Raw genomic sequence first — 4,132 nt, forward strand, 5'->3', positions numbered from 1 at the left:
GCCTGCCGGCCGGTCGCCGAAGAGGGCCACGGCCGGCAGGCGCAGGTCGCGATCTTCTCCGACGGCGCCGGCCTGCGCCGCCAGCTCGAACATCCACTCCATTGCGCAGAGACGCGCCGCCTCCTCGTTTCCTTGCAACACTGGCCGCGACTCTGTTTCGTCGACTGCTCGCCGGGCGGCGAACAGCTTGCCGCGCTGTTCGCAGCGCAGCGCCTGCGCCTCGAAGTCGTTCCCCTGCCCCAACTGGCAGACTGGCTCGGCGCCGTCGCTGGCGACGAAGCGCCCCGCGCGCCGGCGGACGATGGCCTGTTTGGCGCCACCCGCCCATGGGCCGCCGCCGTCGCGCTCGGCGGCGCCGAGGCCGATGCCGCCACGGCGCACACCTTGCGCGCCGTCCTCGACCTGCCGGCCAGCCCCTGGGAGATCGACCGGGTGCTCGCCGCCAGTGCCCAGCCCGAAGACCGCCGGCGCCTGATCAACTGGCTCCTGCGCAGCGAGCCGCGCGACGACGACCATCAACTGCGCCGCGACAGTCTGGCGCGACATGCGCTGACGTGGTGGCAGGAGCGCCATGTCGAGGCTGACCAGCAGAAGCGGGCGCAGGAAAACCCCTTGCTGCCCTGGACCAACTCGCTCGCGAGCCGGCGCTGGCAGGTCGAGCACGCCTTGCTGCAGTTGTACACTGACGCCGAAGCGGCCGCCGTTCGCCTGACGGAACTCGCCGACGAGGAATTGCGCAGCGAGATCGCCCACCGCCTCGGCGAATTCGCCGCTGCCGATCACCGGCCGGCCGACCGCGACGACGACGGCGCGCGCGTCTATCTGACCTGGCGCTTTGCCGACCAACCCGCCACGACGCGTCACCAGTTGCGCCAACTCGGTTTTGCCGCTGGTCTCTACGTCAGCGCACCACCGCCCCTGCGCGCTGCGCCGCGTCTGGTGCTGGCGACGACCCTGCTGAGCACGCTGGCGCTCGCCGCTTTCGCGGTCGCGATCCATCGCTGGGTGGCCGGCGACGCCCCCCGCCTGCTGCCGACCGACGCGGTTCAGAATCACCCCACGCTGGCGGCGCAGACGCTGCGCGTCATCGAAGCGGCCGGGGCGAACACCTACCAGCTCACGCTCGGCAACCCGCGCGCGAGCGTCACGCTGCCGCCGATTCCCGCCGGCGCCGAGATCAGCGTGAACTGGCGCTGGGCGGCGGATGGCAACCCGGTGCAGTTCCGGGGCGGCGACAGTTTCCTGTTGCGCGCCGGCGCGCTCGCGGAGCCGATCCGTGCCTGCGGCAAGGGCTGGCCACAGCGCTCGCTCGCCGTCATCGCCACGCCCTACAGCGATCCCGCTGCCCGGCAACTGGCGATTCGGCTGCTTGACAAGGGCAGCGCCGATCAGGTGCTCGTCGGCGTCGACTGGCAGGCGCATCTGAACGCGTGGCGCGGGCCGAGTCAGGCGCTGAACCGGAACACGCAGGTGTTGGTGATCCTGCCGCCGGGGCAGGACGCGAACACGACTGCCGGCGTGCTGGCCGATCATCCGGGAGCCTGGGCGGTCATCACCGCCGACGACCTGGCCGCGCTCGCCCGCGCCGTCGATTTTCCCGGCGCGAGGCCGGTCGACGAGCACGCCGGCCTGCCCTGGAGAGTGCTCAGAACTAGCGGAGAAACCCGGCTTTACGGCGGGCCGGCCAGCCGAACGGAGAATGGCATCGAGTGGGTCTCGATCTGCCCAGGCAGCTTCACGATGGGTTCGCGCCAGGGCGAAGCGATGGCCCAGCAGGACGAAATCGTCGAACCGGCGCGCGTGGTCACGCTGTCGCCCTTTGCGATGGCCGCCAGCGAAACAACCAATGCGCAGTACGCGCAGGGGGTTTCCGGGCATCCGAAGAAGGATGACCGACCGGTTGTGGACGTGAATTGGCAGGAAGCCCGCTCCTTTTGCCAGCAACTCGGCGGCGATCTGCCCAGCGAAGCGCAGTGGGAGTACGCCGCGCGTGGCGGCAGCCGCACGCGCTGGTCGTTCGGCGACGATGAGAGCCAGCTTGGCCGTCATGCCTGGTTTGCCGACAACGCCAGTAACGCGCGGCCGGTGAAGCAGAAGCAGGCGAACCCACTCGGTCTGTACGACATGCACGGCAACGTCTGGGAATGGACCCTCGACACGTATGGCGATTACCAGGCCGGGAATTTTGTCGATTCCGAAGGGCCAAAGGCCGCCGGGAGGCGGGTTTTGCGCGGCGGTTCGTTCTTCTTTTCGCCCGCGGCCCTGCGCTCCGCGTTCCGGTTCGGCATCGACCCCGTGCTCAGGTACTGGGACCATGGGTTTCGGTGCGTGCGTGTCCCGCCCCAGCATTGAGCCATTGCCTGATTGGTTTCTTGATTCGCCGCGCGCAGCGCGGCGCGCGAATTTGTCGGTTTGTGCTGTTTTGCGCACGCTTGGTCAGCCTTTGTCTGTTTGCTCCGTTCGTTTGTCGAAACCTCAACGACGCCATGCACTTGTCTCTCGACCAAGCCGCTGCTTTATTGGGAAAAACCCGTCGGCAAGTGGTGTACATGATCGAACAGGGGCGCTTGCCGGCGCAAAAGGTCGGTGGCCGCGGGGTGATCGAACGTGCCGCCCTGACCACCGATGAGCCCGTAGGTTGGGCTGAGGCACGAAGCCCAACAGCCAAGACGGTCACCCCGGATTGTTGGGCTTCGTGCCTCAGCCCAACCTACTCCGCTACATGGACGACCTGGTGCTGTTCACCGAGGACAGGACGCACTTGCTCGAAGCGCGCGCGGCAGTGGCACAGTGGTTGCAGGACGAACGCGCGTTGCGCCTGAACCCGAAACGCCTGGCCGTCGAGCCGACGCGGACCGCTGCGGTCTTCGTCGGCTACCGCATCAGTCAGGCGGGAATCGCCCCCAGCCGCAAGCTGCGCCGCAATCTCCGCCGGCGCGTCAGGCTGGCCGCCGCCAGGGGCGAGGAATCGCTGATTCGGACGGTTCGCTCGTACCGGGGTCTGCTGGTCTTTCCGTAAGTGTGTCGCGCCGCCGCCCTCTGTCGAGAAACCTGCCTGCCCGACACAAAACGACAAACGGACGACAAACGAACGGATTCGTGTTCGCCTGAACACAATTGTCGACTGGCCAACCCAAAAAACGCCGGCGCTGCGCGCCGGATTTTTCAATGCCTCAATCGGCCGATCGGTCGAGATGCTGGGGCGGGACACGCACGCACCGAAACCCGTCGTCCCAGAACCTGTCCTCGGGGTCGTCGACGACCCGGTTCGCGGAGCGCAGGAAGGCGGGCGGGCTGCCGAACGAACCGCCGCGCAAAACCCGCCCCACGGTCTTCAACTTCCATGGCCCGCGTGGATTGCGGGCACGTCTCGGTGAATAGCTACCGTACCCGTCCCAGCACCATTCCCAGACGTTCCCGTGCATGTCGTACAAGCCCCAGGCATTGGCGCGCCGGGTCGCCACGGGCTGCGGCCTGCCGTTCGCGTTGCCCTGGTACCACGCGTAGGCGTCGAGGCCGGCAGGATCGTCGCCAAAACCATAGCGGGTCGTCGTGCCGGCCCGGCAGGCGTATTCCCACTCGGCTTCGGTCGGCAGCCGATAGCCGTCGGCGCGCCAGTCGCAGCGCCAGCGGCCAAACCAGCGCGAGTAGCAAGGCCGATAACCGGCGCGTTCGGACAGGCGGTTGCAGAATTCGATCGCCTGAACCCAGGAAACGTCCGTTGCCGGCAAGCGCTCGTCCCTCTCGCCAGCAGCCGTCGATGGCGCCATGACCTCCTGGTAGAGTCCGACCGTCACCGGCGTGACCGCCATCCGGAATGCGGCGACCGTGACCTCGTGTTGCGGCTTTTCATTCGCTCTCGCCAGGTCGTCCGCGTCGGGCGAGCCCATCCGGAAATCGCCGCCCGGCAGCTCCACCATCGGCAGCCCCTCGTCGACAACCCGGCGTGGCCGTGTCGACGCCTGGATCGGGTTGGGCTCGTCGAAGACCGGTGCCGCCGTGTACCCGAGCCAGCCAAGGCCGGCGAAAAGCGCCAGCCAGGCGACCGCCCAAGCCGGCGCTTCGAGATGGAGGAATCCGGCTCCGCCGATGGCGCCGCCCAGCGCGACGCCAGCCGCGACAAGCACCGGCA

Annotated in this window: 4 protein-coding genes; 2 read left to right on the forward strand and 2 right to left on the reverse strand. The window is 68.3% G+C overall.

Annotated features, from left to right (window positions below; all coding sequences use genetic code 11):
* The coding region (locus CAPSK01_RS22035) for a hypothetical protein (RefSeq protein WP_273703162.1) at positions 1-753 on the reverse strand (753 nt) is incomplete at its 3' end.
* Between CAPSK01_RS22035 and CAPSK01_RS22040 the strand changes: the two genes are divergently transcribed.
* Together CAPSK01_RS22040 and CAPSK01_RS05560 are read left to right on the forward strand one after the other, a co-directional pair.
* A complete protein-coding gene (locus tag CAPSK01_RS22040) occupies positions 733-2,352 on the forward strand; it encodes a formylglycine-generating enzyme family protein (protein WP_273703163.1) in 1,620 nt (539 codons plus the stop codon). The two genes, CAPSK01_RS22035 and CAPSK01_RS22040, sit on opposite strands and share 21 nt — an antisense overlap.
* Positions 2,353-2,695: 343 nt before the next feature.
* On the forward strand, positions 2,696-3,019 hold the full coding sequence (locus CAPSK01_RS05560; protein ID WP_273703164.1) for a hypothetical protein: 324 nt from the start codon (positions 2,696-2,698) through the stop codon (positions 3,017-3,019).
* 154 nt (positions 3,020-3,173) lie between these two features.
* On the opposite strand, the gene CAPSK01_RS05565 is transcribed toward CAPSK01_RS05560, so the two are convergent.
* A partial coding sequence (locus CAPSK01_RS05565) for a formylglycine-generating enzyme family protein (protein WP_273703165.1) occupies positions 3,174-4,132 on the reverse strand: 959 nt, incomplete at its 5' end.

The sequence above is a fragment of the Candidatus Accumulibacter vicinus genome (genome assembly GCF_000584955.1).
Lineage (GTDB): Bacteria > Pseudomonadota > Gammaproteobacteria > Burkholderiales > Rhodocyclaceae > Accumulibacter > Accumulibacter vicinus.